General features: G+C 62.0%; 15 protein-coding genes. 8 read left to right on the forward strand and 7 right to left on the reverse strand.

Annotated features, from left to right (window positions below):
* Positions 1–36: 36 nt before the first annotated feature.
* The 5 genes from gnd to GSVR_RS16670 form a co-directional block, all read right to left on the reverse strand.
* Positions 37–1053, reverse strand: coding sequence for a phosphogluconate dehydrogenase (NAD(+)-dependent, decarboxylating) (gene gnd, locus GSVR_RS16645; protein ID WP_173198652.1), 1017 nt, complete (start codon positions 1051–1053; stop codon positions 37–39).
* Entirely contained in the window at positions 1053–2630 is a 1578-nt protein-coding gene (gene tal / locus GSVR_RS16650) for a transaldolase (protein WP_239077362.1), read from the reverse strand. The genes gnd and tal overlap by 1 nt, the downstream gene beginning before the upstream one ends.
* On the reverse strand, positions 2630–4720 hold the full coding sequence (gene tkt / locus GSVR_RS16660; protein ID WP_173198654.1) for a transketolase: 2091 nt from the start codon (positions 4718–4720) through the stop codon (positions 2630–2632). Before tkt ends, tal begins: the two co-directional genes overlap by 1 nt.
* Before the next feature lie 162 nt (positions 4721–4882).
* Positions 4883–5413 carry a cytochrome P460 family protein gene (locus tag GSVR_RS16665; RefSeq protein ID WP_173198656.1) on the reverse strand — a complete coding sequence of 177 codons (531 nt, stop codon included), beginning with the start codon at positions 5411–5413 and terminating at the stop codon, positions 4883–4885.
* A 47-nt stretch (positions 5414–5460) separates the two neighbouring features.
* Positions 5461–6189, reverse strand: coding sequence for an SDR family NAD(P)-dependent oxidoreductase (locus tag GSVR_RS16670; protein WP_203978705.1), 729 nt, complete (start codon positions 6187–6189; stop codon positions 5461–5463).
* 676 nt (positions 6190–6865) lie between these two features.
* On the opposite strand from GSVR_RS16670, the gene GSVR_RS16675 reads away from it, so the two are divergent.
* Positions 6866–7309: a hypothetical protein gene (locus GSVR_RS16675; RefSeq protein WP_173198658.1), complete on the forward strand. Its 444-nt coding sequence runs from the start codon at positions 6866–6868 to the stop codon at positions 7307–7309.
* Positions 7310–7350: 41 nt separating this feature from the next.
* Here GSVR_RS16675 and GSVR_RS16680 read toward each other — a convergent pair whose 3' ends face one another.
* Both GSVR_RS16680 and lexA read right to left on the reverse strand, forming a co-directional pair.
* A complete protein-coding gene (locus GSVR_RS16680) occupies positions 7351–7596 on the reverse strand; it encodes a hypothetical protein (protein ID WP_173198660.1) in 246 nt (81 codons plus the stop codon).
* 46 nt (positions 7597–7642) lie between these two features.
* The gene (lexA, locus tag GSVR_RS16685; protein WP_173198662.1) at positions 7643–8269 is read right to left on the reverse strand and encodes a transcriptional repressor LexA; all 627 of its coding nucleotides are present in this window, start codon (positions 8267–8269) and stop codon (positions 7643–7645) included.
* A gap of 979 nt (positions 8270–9248) precedes the next feature.
* Here lexA and GSVR_RS16690 point away from each other — a divergent pair.
* The 7 genes from GSVR_RS16690 (at position 9249) to GSVR_RS16720 (ending at position 18550) form a co-directional block, all read left to right on the forward strand.
* Entirely contained in the window at positions 9249–9629 is a 381-nt protein-coding gene (locus GSVR_RS16690) for a NifB/NifX family molybdenum-iron cluster-binding protein (RefSeq protein ID WP_173198664.1), read from the forward strand.
* A 124-nt stretch (positions 9630–9753) separates the two neighbouring features.
* On the forward strand, positions 9754–11739 hold the full coding sequence (locus tag GSVR_RS16695) for a TonB-dependent siderophore receptor (RefSeq protein ID WP_173198666.1): 1986 nt from the start codon (positions 9754–9756) through the stop codon (positions 11737–11739).
* Between the two features lie 101 nt (positions 11740–11840).
* Positions 11841–13214 (forward strand): cytochrome-c peroxidase, encoded by a 1374-nt coding sequence (locus GSVR_RS16700; protein ID WP_173198668.1) that lies wholly within the window; start codon positions 11841–11843, stop codon positions 13212–13214.
* Between the two features lie 99 nt (positions 13215–13313).
* Positions 13314–15644 (forward strand): hypothetical protein, encoded by a 2331-nt coding sequence (locus GSVR_RS16705; protein WP_173198670.1) that lies wholly within the window; start codon positions 13314–13316, stop codon positions 15642–15644.
* Between the two features lie 94 nt (positions 15645–15738).
* Positions 15739–16764 (forward strand): ABC transporter substrate-binding protein, encoded by a 1026-nt coding sequence (locus tag GSVR_RS16710; protein WP_173198672.1) that lies wholly within the window; start codon positions 15739–15741, stop codon positions 16762–16764.
* Positions 16761–17771, forward strand: coding sequence for an iron ABC transporter permease (locus GSVR_RS16715; RefSeq protein WP_239077363.1), 1011 nt, complete (start codon positions 16761–16763; stop codon positions 17769–17771). The genes GSVR_RS16710 and GSVR_RS16715 overlap by 4 nt, the downstream gene beginning before the upstream one ends.
* Positions 17771–18550, forward strand: coding sequence for an ABC transporter ATP-binding protein (locus GSVR_RS16720; protein ID WP_173198674.1), 780 nt, complete (start codon positions 17771–17773; stop codon positions 18548–18550). The genes GSVR_RS16715 and GSVR_RS16720 overlap by 1 nt, the downstream gene beginning before the upstream one ends.
* Positions 18551–18585 lie beyond the last annotated feature (35 nt).

Below are 18585 nucleotides of genomic sequence, written 5' to 3' on the forward strand. Positions count from 1 at the left end.
CGGAGCTATGGAGCTGACAGGTTACCGCTCCGCCCGTTATGCCCCTTTCTCCCGATGGCCGCCGAAGCCGAATCGCATGGCCGACAGAAGCCGGTCGGCAAAATCGGCCGCGCCACGGGAGCTGAAGCGTTCATAAAGTGCTGCCGTCAGTACGTGCGCCGGCACCCCTTCGTCAATGGAGGCGATCGCTGTCCAGCGCCCTTCCCCGGAATCGGATACCCGCCCCTGGAAATCCCCCAGGTCGGGATCACCCGCCAGCGCCGTTGCCGTAAGGTCGAGCAGCCACGAGGCAACGACGCTTCCCCGGCGCCACAGCTCGGTTATCCCGGCCAGATCGAAATCATACCGATACTGTTCCGGATTGCGCAGCGGCGCGGTCTCCGCGTCCGCCTCCCCTGTATGTTTCCCCGTGTTGGCATGGCGGAGGATGTTCAGCCCTTCGGCATAGGCAGCCATCAGGCCGTATTCGATCCCGTTATGGATCATTTTTACAAAATGGCCCGCCCCGCTGGGTCCGCAGTGCAGGTAGCCCTGTTCGGCCGTTCCTCCGTCCTTGTTCTCACGGCCCGGCGTGCGTGGCGCGGCAGCGACACCCGGGGCAAGGGCGGCGAAGATCGGGTCCAGCCGCTCCACGGCCTCTTTCTCTCCGCCGATCATCAGACAGTAGCCCCGTTCTGCTCCCCACACTCCGCCGCTGGTCCCGACGTCCAGGTAGCGGATGCCTTTGTCCTTCAGTTCGGCTGCCCGGCGGATATCGTCATGGTAGTATGAGTTGCCGCCGTCGATGACGATGTCTTCCCGGTCCAGCAACGGCACGAGCGTTCCGATCATCGCATCCGTCGCCGCCGCCGGCACCATGAGCCAGATGGCACGCGGCCTGGCAAGCCGGGCAACGATATCCTCGATGGATCGCGCCCCTACAGCCCCTTCGCGTTCCAGTGCCTGCACAGCCTCTGGCGTGCGATTGAAAACGATGCATTCATGCCCCTTTTGAAGCAGGCGGCGCACCATGTTGCCCCCCATGCGCCCGAGTCCTATCATGCCCAGTTGCATCAGCCACCTCCTGACAGTTTCTGCTCCAGCGTCCGTATCAGCGTATCGAATGGTGTGACGAATTTTTCCACCCCTTCCTGCTCCAGGTGCCGGGTGGCCGCATCCAGTTCGATCCCCGTCTCCGGCAGGCGCTGCAACACCTTGTGGGCCTCCTCCAGCCCTTCTTCCAGACGCGATGCGGGGTTTCCGTGATCGCGATATGCACGCAGGGTTTCCATGGGGACGGTATTCACCGTATCCGCGCCGATCAGCGCTTCGACATACTTGATATCGCTGTAATTCGGATTCTTGGTGCCGGTGCTGGCCCACAGGACCCGCTGGGAGCGTGCCCCCCGGGCGGCTAGGCTGCGGAACCGTTCGCTGCCGTGGAGCTCCCGGTAGATCTGATAGGCGCTCTTGGCGCTCGCTATAGCGACCTTTCCGATCAGCAGGGCGGCCAGGTCGCCCGCCCCTCCCCCCTCCTGTTGTTTCTTTTCCAGCACCGGGTCGAGCAGCACATCGATACGGCTCAGAAAGAAGCTCGCCACCGAGGTGATGCCATCCAGGGGGAGCTTGTCGGCTGCCCGTTCTTCGAGCCCCGTCATATAGGCTTCGGCTACCGCCCGGTAACGGGGAAGACCGAAAAGCAGGGTCACGTTGACGTTGATACCGTCACGGATGAGCTGGCGTATGGCGGGGAGCCCCTCTGCCGTGCCGGGCACCTTGATCAGGACATTCGGCCGTTCCACTGTGCGCCACAGGTGCCGCGCCTCCGCAATGGTGCCGGCGGAGTCGAAGGCCAGGTGGGGCGACACCTCCAGGCTGACAAAGCCATCTCCCCCTTCCGACCGGTCGTAGAGGGAACGGAACAGGTCGGCGGTGCGGCGGATATCCTCGACGGCAAGCTCTTCGTAGATCTCGCCGGCACGTCTCCCCTGCCGTGCAAGGGAACGGATCGCATCGTCGTAGTCGTCGCTTCCGGCAATGGCCTTTTCGAAGATGGCCGGATTGGAGGTCACCCCGCCGAGCCCATCCTCCTCAATCAGCCGGACGAGTTCTCCCGAAACGAGCATGCCGCGGCTGATGTAATCCAGCCAGATGCTCTGGCCCAGACCTCTCAGCTTCAGGAGGGGGTTTTCTTTCATGACGTTTACCTCGCTTTCCAGAGCCGCGATCTTTGCCAGGCGGCGGCGATGACGCTCCTCGCCGCTGAAACGGGCCGCCAGAAACGCCTGAACCAGCTCCCAGGCCTGGGCATACCCGACCACCAGGCTCCCCAGGCAGATCACGTTCATGTCGTCGTGTTCAACGCCCTGATGGGCGGAATAATCATCGTGGATCAAAGCGGCACGCACGCCGGGAACCTTGTTGGCAGCGATGGCTGCCCCGACACCGCTGCCGCACAGGGCGATGCCGCGCTCCACTTCGCCTCCGGCCACGACCCGGGCCAGCGGTATGACGAAATCGGGAAAGTCGTCCGCAGGATCCGGAACGAATGCGCCGAAATCACGCACCTCGTGCCCCTCGCTCCTGAGTGCTGCCGCCATACGCTCTTTCATGGCAAACCCGGCGTGATCCGCGGCGATTCCGATACGCATCACGCTTGCTCCATGCCACGGCCCAGCAGTTTCAGCGCTCTCCGGCAGACGTTATCCACCGTAAAACCCAGTTCACGGAGCACCACTTCACCGGGAGCCGAAGCGCCGAACCGTTCCACCCCGAGCACATCACCGCCGCATCCCACATAGCGCTGCCAGCCGAGCGGGAAACCGGCCTCGATGGCCAGCCGTTTGGTCACCTGCGGCGGGAGAACAGTGTCGCGGTACTCCTGCGGCTGCCGGTCGAAGAGCTGCCAGCTCGGCATGGAAACCACGCCGACTCTGACATCCCGCTGGGCGAGCTGTTCCTGCGCAGCCACTGCCAGGTGGAGCTCCGAGCCGGTGGCGATCAGTAACAGATCTGCCTTATCTCCCGGCGCACCGGATATGACATATGCCCCCCGCCTCACCCCCTCGGCAGAAGCATAGCGGCTCCGGTCAAGGGTCGGCATGTTCTGGCGCGAAAGGATGAGCGCCACCGGGCCATCCTTATGTTCCAGCGCAATCTGCCAAGCCACGGAGGTCTCGTTGGCATCGCCTGGGCGCAGAACGAGCAGGTTGGGCACAGCCCGGAGCGCTGCCAGCTGCTCCACCGGCTGATGCGTCGGGCCGTCTTCTCCCAGGCCGATGCTGTCGTGGGTGAAGGCGTAGATGACATGCAGCCCCATGAGTGCCGCCAGCCGCAGCGAAGGGCGCAGGTAATCGGAAAAGATCAGGAAGGTGGCGCCATAGGGTATCAGTCCACCGTGAGCCGCCATGCCGTTCAGGGCCGCTCCCATGGCATGTTCGCGCACGCCGAAATGGAAATTGCGTCCTGCATAACTCCACTCTCCCCCTGCAGAGCCCTGCCGGTCCACGGGCTGAATTCCGGGGGATTCAAAATCTCCCCTGTCCTTGAGAGCCGTGTAGGTGGAGGGGTTGAGATCTGCCGAACCACCCACGAACAGGGGCAGCCGGGAAGCAACGGCGTTCATTACTTTCCCGGAGGCGATCCGGCTTGCCATGCCCTTCGCGTCGGGCGGGAAAACGGGAATATCGTCGTTCCACCCGATAGGAAGGACCCCTTCCATTGCACGATGAAGTTCCCGCCCGAGTTCGGGATACTCCCTGGTATAGGCGGAAAAGGTCGCGTTCCAGACAGACTCGGCCCCCTTTCCCCTTTCCAGCGCCTGGCGAAAGTGGCGCAGCGCCTCTTCCGGAATCAGAAATGGCGGTTCAATTGGCCAGCCGAGTTTTTTCTTGGTGAGAAGCACCTCCTCATCCCCCAGCGGGGCACCGTGCACCTCGAAGGTGTCCTGTTTATGGGGCGATCCGAAACCGATGTGGGTGCGAACGATGATGAGGGAGGGTTGGCGGGTCTCGGCATGGGCATTGCCAAGTGCCTCGTTGATCGCTGCCAGGTCGTTGCCGTCCGTCACCGTCTGCACATGCCACCCGTAGGCGACAAAACGCCGGGCGCAGTCCTCGCTGAAGGCCAGGTCGGTGGCTGCGGCAAGGGTGATGCGATTGTCGTCATAGAAGTAGATCAGCTTGCCGAGCCCCAGATGACCGGCCAGTGAGGCAGCTTCGGCCGCCACCCCCTCCATCAGATCTCCGTCGCTGACGATTCCATAGGTGAAGTGATCGATCACATCGTAGCCGGGACGGTTGTACCGTGCGGCGAGATGCGCCTCGGCAATCGCCATCCCCACCCCGTTGCCGAATCCCTGGCCCAGGGGGCCGGTACTGACCTCCACTCCCGGCGTTGTGCCCCGCTCGGGATGGCCCGGGGTCCGGCTTTCCCACTGCCGGAATCGCTTGATCTCCTCCAGCGGCAGGTCGTAGCCGGTGAGGTGGAGCAGACTGTAGAGCAGCATTGAGCCGTGACCAGCCGAAAGGACGAACCGGTCGCGATTGAACCACTCGGGGTTGGCGGGATTGTGCCGCAGGAAGCGGTTCCAGAGGATGTAGGCCATGGGGGCCGCCCCCATCGGCATGCCGGGGTGACCGCTGTTGGCCTTCTGGACCGCATCGATCGACAGACAGCGGATGGTGTTGATGCAGAGGTAATCAATCTCCGAAGGAGTGTAGTTTCCGGGTTCAGGCTTCATACTTCCCCCTTTGCGAGAAACTGAGGAGGGCTGCACGCTGCTTACATAAAATGCTATCTCAGATTCCGGTAGCCGCAATGGATAGAATCCGGCCAGCATTCGGGCACTCCATAGTCGGGCCAGCTATACTGACCCAGTTCAGATCTCCGCAATGCCCTGTAATCACGGTGCGTAACGGGTGAAGACGAAGTCGCGAGTCCTGACAGCTTCGTGGCAGGGAAAGCAGGTTTTGTGCACGGCCTCATCGGCAGGTATGCCATCCTTGTTGAACTGAGCGTACCCCCAGCCCCCCGTCGATGCGTATCTTTTGGAGTCCTTGACCATAAACTGAAGCGCCCATTCCGTGGCGGGACCGGCAACGAACGATTGGGGGCGGCCAAAGACCTTGTTGTTTTCCTCCGACGGAACGTAACTCCAGGCCAGCCGGGCGATGATTGTGCCGTCAGGGAACGGAAACTGCCCTTCCCGATAGGCAGCGATCGCACTATCGTTGCCGACAATGGCGCGCAAATCGTTGAGGTTGCCTGCTTCGTGGGCCACTGAGATCAACCTCCAATCGCGGTATCCAAGGGGAATTGTGACTCCGAAGACCGGGGCAGCCTTCTTCTCGGCGTATCCGGATGCGTGGACCGTGAAGGCTGCAACGCCGGACACCGCTGCAACTGCAACCGGCAGGAAAGCGATCCATTTCATACGATGTCTCCTTCCACTATGCGTAATCGTCCGAGAGCTCCCGCCGGCTACCATTTGCCAACGTGCGCACCGCCATCCACGTGAAGCACAACCCCGGTCACTTGACCGGCCTCGCTCAGGTATACGACCGCATCTACGACGTCTTTAACATCGGAGATCTGTCCCATCGGTTGCAGCGTTTTGAGAAAATCCTTCGGGTCATCCTTATGCATAGGCGTATCGACAACGCCCGGCGCAACGGCGTTCACGCGTATAGCCTGTTTCGCGTATTCCATTGCCAGGCTCCGCGTGACAGCCTCGAGCCCCCCTTTCGTAATCATTGGGACCGATGCGTGTATGCCGGCGATCGGGTGGTTCACCATCGTCGATGTGATATTAACGATGCTTCCGCCGGTTCCCTGTGCCACCATCTGCTTGATCGAGAGCTGGCTGATGAAGAGAAAACTTTCGATGTTGACGGAGACGAGAGACCGCAGATCCTCTACGGTGTAATCCGTGAAGCGCTTCGAGAAAAAAATACCGGCATTGTTAATGAGCGCGTCGATTGATCCGAATTTGCTCGTGGCGGCTTCGGCGATCTTCGCCGCAGTTGCTGCCTCTGCGATATTGCCATCGACCAGCGCGAGTCTATCTGACTCCTTGAAGGCACCCGACCGGGAGATGTTCCGCGAATTAGCCACCACGTTATAACCTCGCTCCATAAATGCCTTCACAAGGCCTGCTCCGATACCTTGCGATCCGCCGGTCACGATTGCTGTTTTCCCTGTATCTGCCATTTCCGACTCCATTATGTGAGCCATGCAATCCAGCTGAACCTATAACGTGCTTCGATTTAGCGCTCAGCTTCATTGTCCCTCCCATTTCACTGCTGGTCAAAATTATAAAGGTGACATTGCCGTCATGAAAACATGTCAGTCGTAGTATTTTCGAGGCAACACGCAGCAATTGAAAATTGGTATGATCGGCAGGAGGAGACTTTATAGGAATATTTCGATGGCTGGGAGCAGGGTTGTCCATTCCGGTACTTTGGGGGTTTTACGTGGTACGGTAAAAAAATAGCCCGGTCGCATGCGAAGGCCGGGGCTATTTAGTTTAACTGCTTCATTCTGTCCGTTTATAACCCCTTACACCTCCTGAAACTGAATAAGGCTGATCCTTCCTTACCGACACTAAAATCAGCGGACCGAGTATTGTTTGACAATGCCATCAGGAACATGACATCAATGGACAGAAGATGCCGCTTTGTTGGTGCTGCTGATTGCCGTCATGGGTCGGTTGCAGAGTTTGTACGAGCCCCCAGGGGGCTTCAATCCAAAGGTATTCTCAGCGACAGAATGAAAAGGTGTGCATAAAGGGCGGAAGATTGCGGAAGGCGTCCCCAAGGCAACCTTGCGCGGGAATATAAGAGACCCGCGACAGGATTAACAAATACTAGGAAACAAGGAGTTACAGATGAAAGTCACAGAGAAGTCTCTGAAGCTTCGATGCACTGAATTGAACTTGGGGGTTCTGAAGGATACCACCTTCGGTATCCGTTTTGATCGGACCTCGAAGGGATACATGGTCGAATTGCAATATCGCGACGGCACCCCATCCAAGGTCCTGATCCAGGAGGCCAGCGCATCGGAAGCAGCAGCAGCTGTCGAGGGGGCCGCTCTTGGTGCGGCGGCTGTGAAAGATGCCGGGACCGGCAAACCTGAATTTGTAACCCGCGAGACGTTTGTACGGCAGGGTGGCGAGCGCTGCCCGAAATGTCAGTCCAAGGACATCAACCTTGGGCACCTGGTGACCGGCAAAGGAAGTATTACGCAGCTTTGCTCATGCGTACGGTGCAGCTTGGTCTGGAACAGCATCTTCCGGTTGGATGACTATGATTGTGGCGCTGCGGTACAATGATCTCAAATGTCGAGGAGGGGGCCTGACAGCCCCCTGTTTTTTTAGATCCCGTTGCGCAGATACGTTCTCGTGGCCCTGGATAAAGGCATGTCACGGTTGATCAATCCAATGGTCAAGCTGTAATCTCTGTTCGCATGAACAGGTTGAGCAGGAGTTAACCACGCTGGTATTCCTTTTAGTATCTTGCTTTGAGAGACCTTGCGGGCCAGCAGTTTTACGGTTGGTTCGAACTCGACCCACAATCCGAACATCACAATCACCAATCCACACACCGTTATCGGTTCCATATCCATCCTCCTGAACTCGTTCGTTTCATCAAAAAATCCACCGATCTCATAATTGCCGGTAAACGCCGATGACCTTGCCGACGATGTTTACTTCGCCGTCTTCCGGGCGAACGACGATCGGCTCCATGTCCGGGTTTTCCGGCTGCAGCCGTATGTACCCGTCTTCACGAAAAAATCGTTTCACGGTAGCTTCGCCATCGACCATGGCAACCACGATCTCACGGTTGTCGGCATTTTGCTGCGGACGCACCAGGACCAAGTCCCCCTCGAAGATGCCGGCCGAGATCATGGAATCGCCACGGACCCTCAGAAAGAAACACCCGTCCCCCTTCACTGCCACCTGATCAACGGAAAAGTACCCCTGAATATCCTCGATAGCGGTGGAGAGCTGACCGGCACGTACGGTGCCCACAACCGGCAGAGAGATGTTTCGGCTCTGATGCGTTGTCAGGGTAATCCCCCGGTTCACGCTTTCCCGCCTGATGTAGCCCTTACGCTCCAATGCATCCAGATGCCTCATGACGGGCAATGTCCCTGAAACATTCAGATGCTTGGCAATATCCCTTTGGCTGGGCGGGAAGCCCTTGTTGTCGGAATACGAAATGATGAATTGGAGCACCTGGCGTTGACGCTGGGTAATTTCTTTTTGGGCCTGACAAGCATAGGTAGTCATATGACTACGTATACCTGATTTGATGAGCGCCGTCAAGGAATTAGATGTGATTCCAGCCTTGTCGGCTCCACTGGTACGGATCGCTGACGGGACTTTTCCGGCGCCCGGGAACTGCCTCCGCCGTCACCCCTTCCATCAGATCGCCGTTGTTTGCCGCCGGCCACAAGCCAAACCGGAAGAATGAGGATCGAAAGGGGGGTAAGCAGGAGTTTCTGCCAGATGAGAGGAGATGTACTCTTGTGAAGAGGGGAATGACCAGGGAGTGGGAAGCATGAACATCGGCAGCAGGTTCGATGTCCTCGTCATCCCGACCACCCTTGCCCGGATGCCGCTTTTTAATGCAGGTGCTTCGACTTTGGACAATCGCTATATTTTTAAGTATACAACGACATGCATAAGTTAATGAAATTGCATATGTGACCCACTTTGGCATGCGTTATGTATTTAAATATATAACCATGCTTTGAAATGCAGACAATGACGTCATCGGCGCTGAGATTGCGCAATGAAAGCCGGCAGCGCCGCCTTCCTTTTACTCCCCATCAAAGAAGCTGGACATCCGGATCGAGCCGCGGGACCGCGAAGGTACCCGCCGGACCACAGGCAGGCTTTGAAGCACCTCAGCCTGGTCTGAGAATCATCGACAACCAGATGCCGTCATACCCGCCCCGCCGGGACCCGCCAATGGAGCTCATGTCGACAGGGAAACCGGTGCCGGAATGGCGGTTGATAGCCGAGAAAGCTCGACGGCGCAGCGTGACAGACTATACCTACAGGAGGAAAAAGGCCATGTGCACCGGCAAACAGGGGGAAGCACCGCGTCAGACATGCCGCGGTGCCTGCGCGGGTCCCGGACGGGAACCGCTGCGAGACGAGGAACTTCGCAGACAGCAGGAGCAGTGCCATGGAACCGATGCCGGTTCCACAGAACAGGAATCCCCTCAATCGGACTCATAGGGCATCTACGGGAGAAAAACTCATGAAAGTCGCCTTCACAACTTCCACGGGTACAACCATAGACGGGAACTTTCGCACCTCCAACAGCTTCTCGGTCTGGGATATCGGTAGCGACGAGTCGTATTACGTCACCAGTGTGAATATCCGGGCAGAGGCCGGCAGCGAGGACGACCGTATCGCAACGCGGGTCGAGGCGCTCCGGGAATGCGCCGTGGTTTTTGCCGCGCAGATCAATGGTCCTGCAGCGGCAAAGCTGATCGCCCGCAATATCCACCCTGTCAGGACCAAGGGGCCCATGGGGGTAGAGGAGGTCATCGGCAGGCTGCAGGAGGTGCTGAGGGAGAAGCCGGCCCCCTGGATGCGCAAGGCCCAGGCTGCGGACCTCCTGGCAGCGGCGGTCTGAGCGGGGTTTCCGGCGTTATTTCTTCCGTACTGCCGTCATGAAAGATTTGCCATGCAATCGGGGAGAGCAATCCCGCTTTGGGGTATCTGACGGGAACAGGTACCCGAGACGAAAAGAGACCATCATGAGAACAGTGCTGATGCTGGGAATGATCCTGGGTGTGCTCGGCGCCCTCCCCCGGGAGGGGGTGACGGCGGAACGGGAATTCGATGTGGAGGGGATACGGGTGACCGGCAAACGGCCTGACATGGAACCGGTCTACAGCCCGATTACGGTGCCAACGAGCGCCGCCGCCATGGTGGAGGAGTTCGATCGCGAAGAGATCCGTGCCACGGCAGCGGCCAACGTGTACGACATCGCCGCCCTCTCCCCCGGCGTCCGGCTGGAGTTCCAGGGGCGCCGGGGGATGAACACCCTGATGATGCGCGGCGGCGATACGGTGGGGGTGATCCTGGACGGGGTCTACCTTCCCTGGTCCCAGGCCTCCCGCATGCTGGCCCAGTTCCCGGTGGATGCCATCGAATCGGTGCGCATGGTGCGGGACAGCTCAGCCGTGACCCTTGGCCCCTTTGTGGCCATCTCCCCGGCCATGAGCCACGACAATGTACCCTCCGCCGGGCTGGGCAGTTCCAACCAGGGCTTCATGGTCATCACCACCAGGCGGGGTAAAGGCTTCGAGCTGGGCGGCAGCGCCGAATACGGCAGCCTGGATACCCGTTCGTTCCAGCTCTACCACGGCTATCGCCTGGGGGACTTCTCCTACCGCATGGCCGGCACCGCTTCCGGCACCAGCGGCCGCAGCGGCTGGAACAACGCCGCCAGCACCCTTTCCCTGCTGGTAAACGGCAATTACGACGGCCCGGCCCTGAAAGGGGACTTCATGGTCTACTACGCCGACGGCCGGCGCGAGATCCAGCGCGGCACCAGTGACAGCTACGCCTACACCTCCCGCTGGTACTACGACCCGCTGCAATCGCTGGACCTCTCACTCAACCTGCACAAGCAATGGAACGCGGTCCACACCACCTCCCTCTCCTACTCCCGGGGGCAGGTCACGGACCACGAGGTGCTGCAGGACGCCGCCAGCCCCACTGTCCCACCGGCCAGCTCCCAGCGGGACCAGTTGGACAGCCTGCACCTCTGGCATGTGGCGGCTACGGAGAAAAACCGCCTGGTCACGGGCTTCCAGGGGTTTGTCTGGAACAGCCCCACCGGCCAGTTCTTCTATCCGGGGGTGGCCCGCAAGGAAGATATCTTTTCCGGCTACATCCATGACGAGTACCGCCCCACCGGCCGCCTGACCATCGACGGCGGGGTCCGTGTGGACGCCAAGCTGATCGAAAAGGGCTCGGACAAATACGCCCCCACCTTGGCCTACAACAGGACGATCAGCAACCAATGGCAGGACCCGGCCATCAGCGTCTCCGTCGGCAGCTCCTTCAAACTGGACGAGGTGTACCGCCTGATGGGGCGGGTGGGATATTCGCGCCAGAACGCCGACACCTTCCTGGCCACTGTGGACAACAAGGACCCCGGCACGGAGCAGCGCTTCAAGTACGAGCTGGGGGCCGAGGCCGCCTGGCATCCCGGCTTCAACCCCGGCCTCACCCTGTTTCTGTACGACATCCGTAATTTCTCCTATGCCGCAACCACCGGGGGGGGCGTCAACAACGCCTACTACATCTACGACACCGCCGACGTCATCCGCGGAGGGATGGAGGCCACCGCCAGGGGGGAACTCCCCGGGGGCTTCGGCTACCATGCCGGCTATTCCTACATCACCACCAACCGCAGCGACACCAACCGGGCCATGCCTCACCACACCTTCTCCCTGCGGCTCTCGCACCAGGCCGGAGGGGTGGAGAGCAACCTGATCCTGAGCTACCTCGGCCCCTACGAGAACAATTTCCTGTCAGTGGGGGGCATATACCGACCGGTGGGCAACTACACCCGTCTGGACCTGAACGTCAGCTACCCCTTCACGGTACGCGCCGCCCGGCTCCGGGCCACCCTGTACGGCCGCAACATCCTGGACGAACGGTACGTCACCATTGCCGGCTGGCAGGATCAGGGCGCGGTCTGCGGCGGCAAGCTGGACGTGTCGTTCTAGGTGGCGTACCGCACCGTTCCCTCGGTCGCGGCGCGGCTGGTGATGCCGATTGATTACGTTCCGGAATAGCGACTCATCTGACCAATCCGAAAGGAGTTTTCATGAAGATCAGCCACATCATCGGCATCCTGGCAGTGGTGGCCCTGGGCCTTGCGGCATGCGGCGGCGGCGCGAGCAATTCCGGCGGCACTCCTCCGGCCAGCACACCGGTGGAACTGACGCCGGCCCAGGCCTGTTCCGGGGAAGCTACCCTGGATGATCAGTTGCGCTGCATGCTGCAGGTGGCGAAGATAGCCCCCATCGAGTCCGCCCCCAGTATACCGGACCCGCTCTACAACGCCGGCAACCTCCTGTTCAACAGCACCCTGCTGTCCGGTACCGGCACCGTCTCCTGCGCCTCCTGCCATCCCACCAACAACGCCGGCATGGACAAGCTCGCCCTGCACGCCAGCCTGCGCGGTTCTCCCAATCCCATCCACCGCAACACTCCGGACCTGGTGAACAAGCTGCTGGGGGGGAGAAAATTCCTCATGTGGGACGGCCGTATCGGCGTCAATGAAGACGGCAGTTTCTTTTCCCCGGCCGGCGACAAGCTCCCTGGCGGCCTGGACAATATGCTGGCGGTACAGGCCCTGTTCCCGCTGCTCTCCCGCAATGAGATGCTCGGTTATATCCCCGGCAGCGGCACCGGCACCGGTGAGAACGCCATTGCCGCCCTGGTGGGGGACCCGGTGGAGGCCAACCCCCAGCCGGTCTGGGATGCCATCATGGTCAAGGTGCGCGCCAACGCCACCATCTGGAACGCGCTCACCGCGGCATATCCGGCGGTGCCCCCGGCGCAGGTCGGCATCCAGCACGTGGCCAACGCCATTGCCGCTTTCGAAACCCGGCGCTGGAACGCATCGTCCCCTACGGCCAATTTTCACGGCTACCTGAAGAACACCCGGGACATGACCGACTCGGCCAAACGCGGCGGCATCCTGTTCCTCGGCAAGGCGGGCTGCTACCAGTGCCACAACGGACCGCTCTTTTCCGACCAGAAATCCCACAACCTGGCCGTGCCCCAGGTGGGACCCGGCTTCGGCTCCGGCTCAGGCGCAACTCCTCCCCAGGACAAGGGGCGCTTCGAAATTACCGGCAAGGACGCCGACACCTACGCCTTCATCACTCCATCCCTGTGGGAGGTCAAGGTAACGGGCCCATACCTGCACAACGGCGTGTACGCCACGCTGGAGCAGGCGGTACGCCATCACCTGGATGCCGCCGGCGCGGCCCGGGCATTCAGGTGCGCCAGCGATGCGCCGCTCCTGGGCACTACGCCGGTGCCGTGCAGTGACAGCACCACAGCACCGGCCCTGTACGACGACATGATCGCCCGTCTGGCGCCGGAGCTGCAGTCCCCCGTCACCCTCACCAACAACGAGGTGACGGACCTGCTGGCCTTCCTCAACCAGTTGAACAACGGGACCAACTGACGGCTCGCGCCGAACCAGCCCATACACGTCCAGGAGATCCACTTCCCAGCGCCGTGGCCGGAGGATCCTGAACCAATTGCCATTGTGAAAGGAGTTCACATGAAATCGGTACCCTTCCTCCGGTCGGCGCCCCGCCACCACCGCCACCCACTCTGCGGGCCGGCGACAGCCCTGCTGCTGATCGCCCTCGCAGCCATCCTGGCCGCCTGCAGCGGCGGCGATTCCTTCCCCGCCACCAAGGTCAGCGGCTCGGTGGTCGACGGCCCGATCAAGGGGGCCACCATCAAGGCCTTTGAGATCAAGAGCGGCAACACCCCGGATACAACGCCGCTGGCCACCGCAACCACGGCGGCCGACGGCAGCTACTCCCTCAACCTTGCAAACAACTACAGCGGCACCCTGGTCATCACCGCCACGGGGGGCTCCTACTGCGCCGGCAGCGACACGGCCCAGGTGGGGGGCGACAACACCTGCCCGGCCGGCACCACCCTGACCACGCTCGGCATACCGCTCATGACCATGGCCCAGGTCACCAACGGGAGCGCCGTGGCCACCGCCCACGTTACCCCGGTCTCCACCGCCGCCATGCCGCTGACCGCCACGGTCAACGCGGACGGCACGGTAAGCGGCACCCTGGTGAAGAGCGCCTTTGACAGCAACTTCGGCCTGATGTCGGGCGGCATGAGCCCCACGGACAGCCCGTCAAAGCTGAAGCCCATGATGGAACAGATCAACATGATGCAGTCCGTTGCCGGCGACAGGCATTCCCTGGCAACGGTGATCGGCACCATCAGGTCCGGCGCCATGGCCACGGTCATGACAAACTCAACGGCGACCAGCCCCTGCGCCAGCTTTTCCGTCAAGGCCGGGGGGAGCAACAGCCTGATGCCGGCCGACACCAGCACGGCCAAGGACCCGACCCTGCTGTACAACGGTACGGGGGGCGCCAAGACCAGCCAGGCCGGAACCACGAACAGTCCTTATTTCCAGGAGCGTACCGGCATCGACGTGGACACTCTCAAGGCGATCATGAATGACACAACGGTCCAGGACGTCAATGACGAGACCGTCAGCTATTACTCCGAGGTCTACGCCCCGGTCACCGTCACCGTGGGAACCGACTCCTACAAAGGGTACCGCCTGGCCGACGTGGTGGTACGCGCCACCAAGTTCCGCCCTCAGGACTACAACACCGGGGCCTTCGGCGTGACCACCGCCATCGTGGCCTTCGGAGCCAAGCCGGACGGCACCACCGCCGCCAGGACCGCGGCCTTCTCCTTCACCGAGCTGATCCGCACGGAAAACGGCGACAAGACCATCGTGGCCTATGAGAAGAACGGTGCGCCCCTGCCGGCCAGCGAAGGGGCCATGGCCATCATCGCCGGCAACGACGACGACAAGCTGCTGCGCAAGGTGCCGCGCCTGATGCAGATCCACGTGCGCAACGACTACGCAGCCACCTCCTATACGGTCAACAACACCGACCCAGCCCAGGCTGCCTTTCAGGTCACCGGTCAGGTGATGAACCCGGTCACCGTCACCGCCGGCACCCTGTCCGCCGCTTCCAGCCAGGGCTATTACGCGGTGGACAAGGTCGGCGACAAAGCGGCCGGCGCCTTTGACACCTATTATTTCCAGCAGTACGGCCCGCGCCATACGAACTACTGGTACGGCCAGGGCATTCGCCTGACCGACGTGCTCGACACCGCCGGGCTCCAGTATCCGGACGACAAGGGGGCCTGCTTCGTGGTGGTCACCAGCGCCAACAATCAGCCGGCCCTGTTCTCCTGCGGCGAGCTGTACAACTCCCCCGTGGGCCGGGGCGACGGCCTGGCCGGCACCGGCAACCGCAGTCGCCACAAGGGGGTGCTGATGGTCACCGACGACTTCCGTGCCGGCACCGGCGGTCCGGTGATGATGCAGTGCTGGGATTATGAGTCCTGCACCCTGCTCAATGCCGATGTGCCCACCAGCTACACCTCGGCCATGAATACCGGCGGGTCGCAGGTGAACACGCAGTTGATCGCCCTGGTTTCCACCGAGGACGACAAGCCGTTCCAGCCCCAGGGACGCTGGTTCCCCTACTCCAAGAAGGCCGACGGCAGCAACAGCTGCACCGGTCCGACCAACTGCATCCCCTGGGTGGACGTGGGTGAACGCTTGCAGCAGAACATCAAGTCCATGAAGGTCTCTTTTGCCGCCGGAACCGGCAACGGCACGGTTTCCGCCGGATCCTCCGACTCGGGCGGTTCAGGCGGCTCGGGCACGGGGGGCGGCACCGCCTCCAGCACGGTCTGCACCCACGACCAGGTCATGGCCGGCACCTGCGTCAAGAGCGATGGCAGCGCCTGCTCGCACCTTGACCTCATGGCCGGCACCACCTGCTATGTGCCGACTTCACCCACGGCCCGCCTGCTCTCCTGGCCGTGATAGGGTGACGTCAGGCTGATTCATCGGCGCCTGTCCGGTCCGGGTACCCGTCCGGACCGGGCAGGTTCATCTGTTCTTTGAGGAGAATCATCACATGATACGGATTTTCGTGCTGCTCGCTGCATTCCTGGTCGCTGCTGTTCTTCCGGCACATGCCCGGCAGATCATTGACATGACCGGCAGAAAGGTCACGGTACCGGACCGCATCACCAGGGTCTACAGCTCTTCCCCGCCGGGCACCTGGCTGCTCTATGCCGTAGACCCGTCGCTGCTGGCGGGCCTCAATTTCGCGCCCGGGGAACGGGAACAACGCTTCCTGCGCCCGGAGTTCGGGCGTCTGCCGGTCGTAGGAGGTGTGGTGGGACACGGGCGGGGGCTCAACATGGAGACCCTGCTGAAGATCAAACCGGACATCGTACTGGTGTGGGACTGGCAGCAGCAGGGGATTAACGGGCGATTCGAGGAGACTTTCCAGAAACTGGGCATTCCCACGGTCTACGTGCGGCTGGACTCCCTGGGCGACTATCCGGCCGCCTTCCGCTTCCTGGGGGAACTGCTGGACCGCCGGGAGCGGACCGACCGGCTGGAGCGCTACGCAGAGCAGGCCCTGAAGGATGTGGCAACGGCCGTGGGGCGCATCCCGGCCAATCAGCGGGTCAGCGTCTATTACGCCGAAGGTGACGAAGGCCTGGCCACCGAGCGGGAGGCCTCTTTTCACGCCGAACTGATTCCCCTGGCCGGCGGCCGCAACGTGCATCGGGGCGAGGCCCTGGACCACGTCGGCATGGAAACCGTCAGCCTGGAGCAGGTCATGCATTACAATCCCCAGGCCATTCTGGTGCAGGAGCGGGAGTTCTTTGCCCGGGTGCTGGCCGACCCCCGTTGGCAAGGAGTCAAGGGGGTGCGGGACAAACGGGTGTACCTGATACCCCGGCTGCCGTTCAACTGGTTCGACCGTCCCCCTTCGTTCATGCGCCTGCTGGGGCTCAAGTGGCTGGCCAATGCCCTCTATCCCCGGCAGTTTCCCCTGGACCTGGCCCGGGAAACCCGGGAGTTCTACCGGCTGTTCCTGGGCGTTTCTCTGGCCGACGCCGACCTGAAAGAGGTTCTGTCCCGGTGAGGCCGTTCCCGGTCGTTGTAGCGGGGATGGCCCTGGCCGTCATCATGCTGGTCTCTCTGGTAGTGGGCCGCTATGCCCTGCCCTTGGGCGACATCCTGGCCTATGTCTCCCATGCCCTTTCCGGCGGGGGCAGCTTGGGCCCCGAGCGTCTGGAGACCATCGGCAACCTGCTGCTGGAGATACGCCTGCCGCGCATTCTCACGGCAGCCCTGATCGGCGCGGCCCTGTCGGTGTCGGGGGCTGCCTTTCAGGCCATGTTCATCAACCCCCTGGTGTCCCCCTCGCTGCTGGGGGTTCTGGCTGGGGCCTCCTTTGGCGCGGCCCTGGGCATGGTGTTCTGCACCAACTGGTACGCGGTCCAGCTCGCCACCTTCCTGGGGGGCATCGCCGCCGTCGGCATCGCGGTAAGCATCGCCCGGGCCTACCGGAGCGGCGGTACCCTCATGCTGGTGCTGGGGGGCATCATCAGCGGCGCCCTGTTCTCAGCGCTGCTCTCCCTGGTCAAATACGTCTCAGACCCCTACAACCAGCTCCCGGCCATTGTCTACTGGCTGATGGGCAATATGGCCCTGGCGGACCGGGCTACGGTGACCAGGGCCGGCCTGCCGATCCTGGCCGGCATCGCTTGTCTGATATTCATGGGCCGGCATCTGGACGTACTCAGCATGGGGGACGAGGAGGCTCGCGCCCTGGGGGTCAATACCGGACTGGTCCGCACGGTGGTGATCGTCTGTGCCACCCTGGTCAGCACCCTGACAGTCGTGCTGGCCGGCATCATCGGTTGGGTGGGGCTGGTCATCCCGCACCTGGTCCGCATGGCAGCCGGCCCGGACAACCGGACCCTGCTGCCGGTCAGTGCCCTGGCCGGAGCTGCCTACCTGGTGCTGGCGGACGACGTGTCGCGGCTGGCCTTTGCCTTTGAGATCCCGATCGGCATTGTCACCGCCCTGATGGGCATTCCTTTTTTCGTACTGGTGCTGAAGAACGCCCGGAAAGGGTGGCAGTGATGGCGCTCTTCAGCCTGGAGCGGCTGTCCTTCGCCTATGGCAGCCATGCGGTGCTCGGCGAGGTGACGTTCGACCTCGACGCGGGCGGCATCGTGGCCCTGCTGGGGCCGAACGGCAGCGGCAAGACCACCCTGCTCAAGCTGATGCTGGGGCTGCTCAGGCCGTCCCACGGCACCATCCGCCTCGACGGCCGGGACATCCGGGACATTCCCCAGCGGGAGCTGGCTTGCTCGGTGGCCTATGTGCCGCAGGTGCACAAGGAATCCTTTGCCTACCTGGTGTCGGACGTGGTGCTGATGGGGCGCATGCCGCACACCCGGTTGTTCTCCGCCTACGGCGCCCACGACCGCCGCATCGCCCGCGAAGCCATGGAAAAGCTGGGGATCGAACACCTGGCAGGACGCCCCTACACCGAGGTGAGCGGCGGCGAGCGGCAGCTGACCCTCATTGCCAGGGCCATGGCCCAAGGGGCCCGCACCTTTGTCATGGACGAACCGACCAACGGTCTGGACTACGGCAACCAGGTCTGCCTGCTGGAGCGCCTTTCCTCGCTCTCGCAAGAGGGCTGCACCTTTATCTTCTCAACCCACCATCCCGATCATGCTCTGGCCGTGGCAAGCCGGGTGATCATGCTCCACCGGGGAACGGTCCTGCGCGACGGACCGGCGGAAAGGGCCATTTGCGGGGAAAGCCTGCAAGAGCTGTACGGTATCGAGGTCCGCATGGCAGCGGTCGGGGGAGGGGTCACGGTCTGCGTGCCTGCCATCCGCAGGACATGAACCGGCATCAACCGGCTCCATGAATCCCTGCCCTG

Origin of the sequence: Geobacter sp. SVR (assembly GCF_016865365.1) — a bacterium.
Classification (GTDB): Bacteria; Desulfobacterota; Desulfuromonadia; order Geobacterales; family Pseudopelobacteraceae; genus Pelotalea.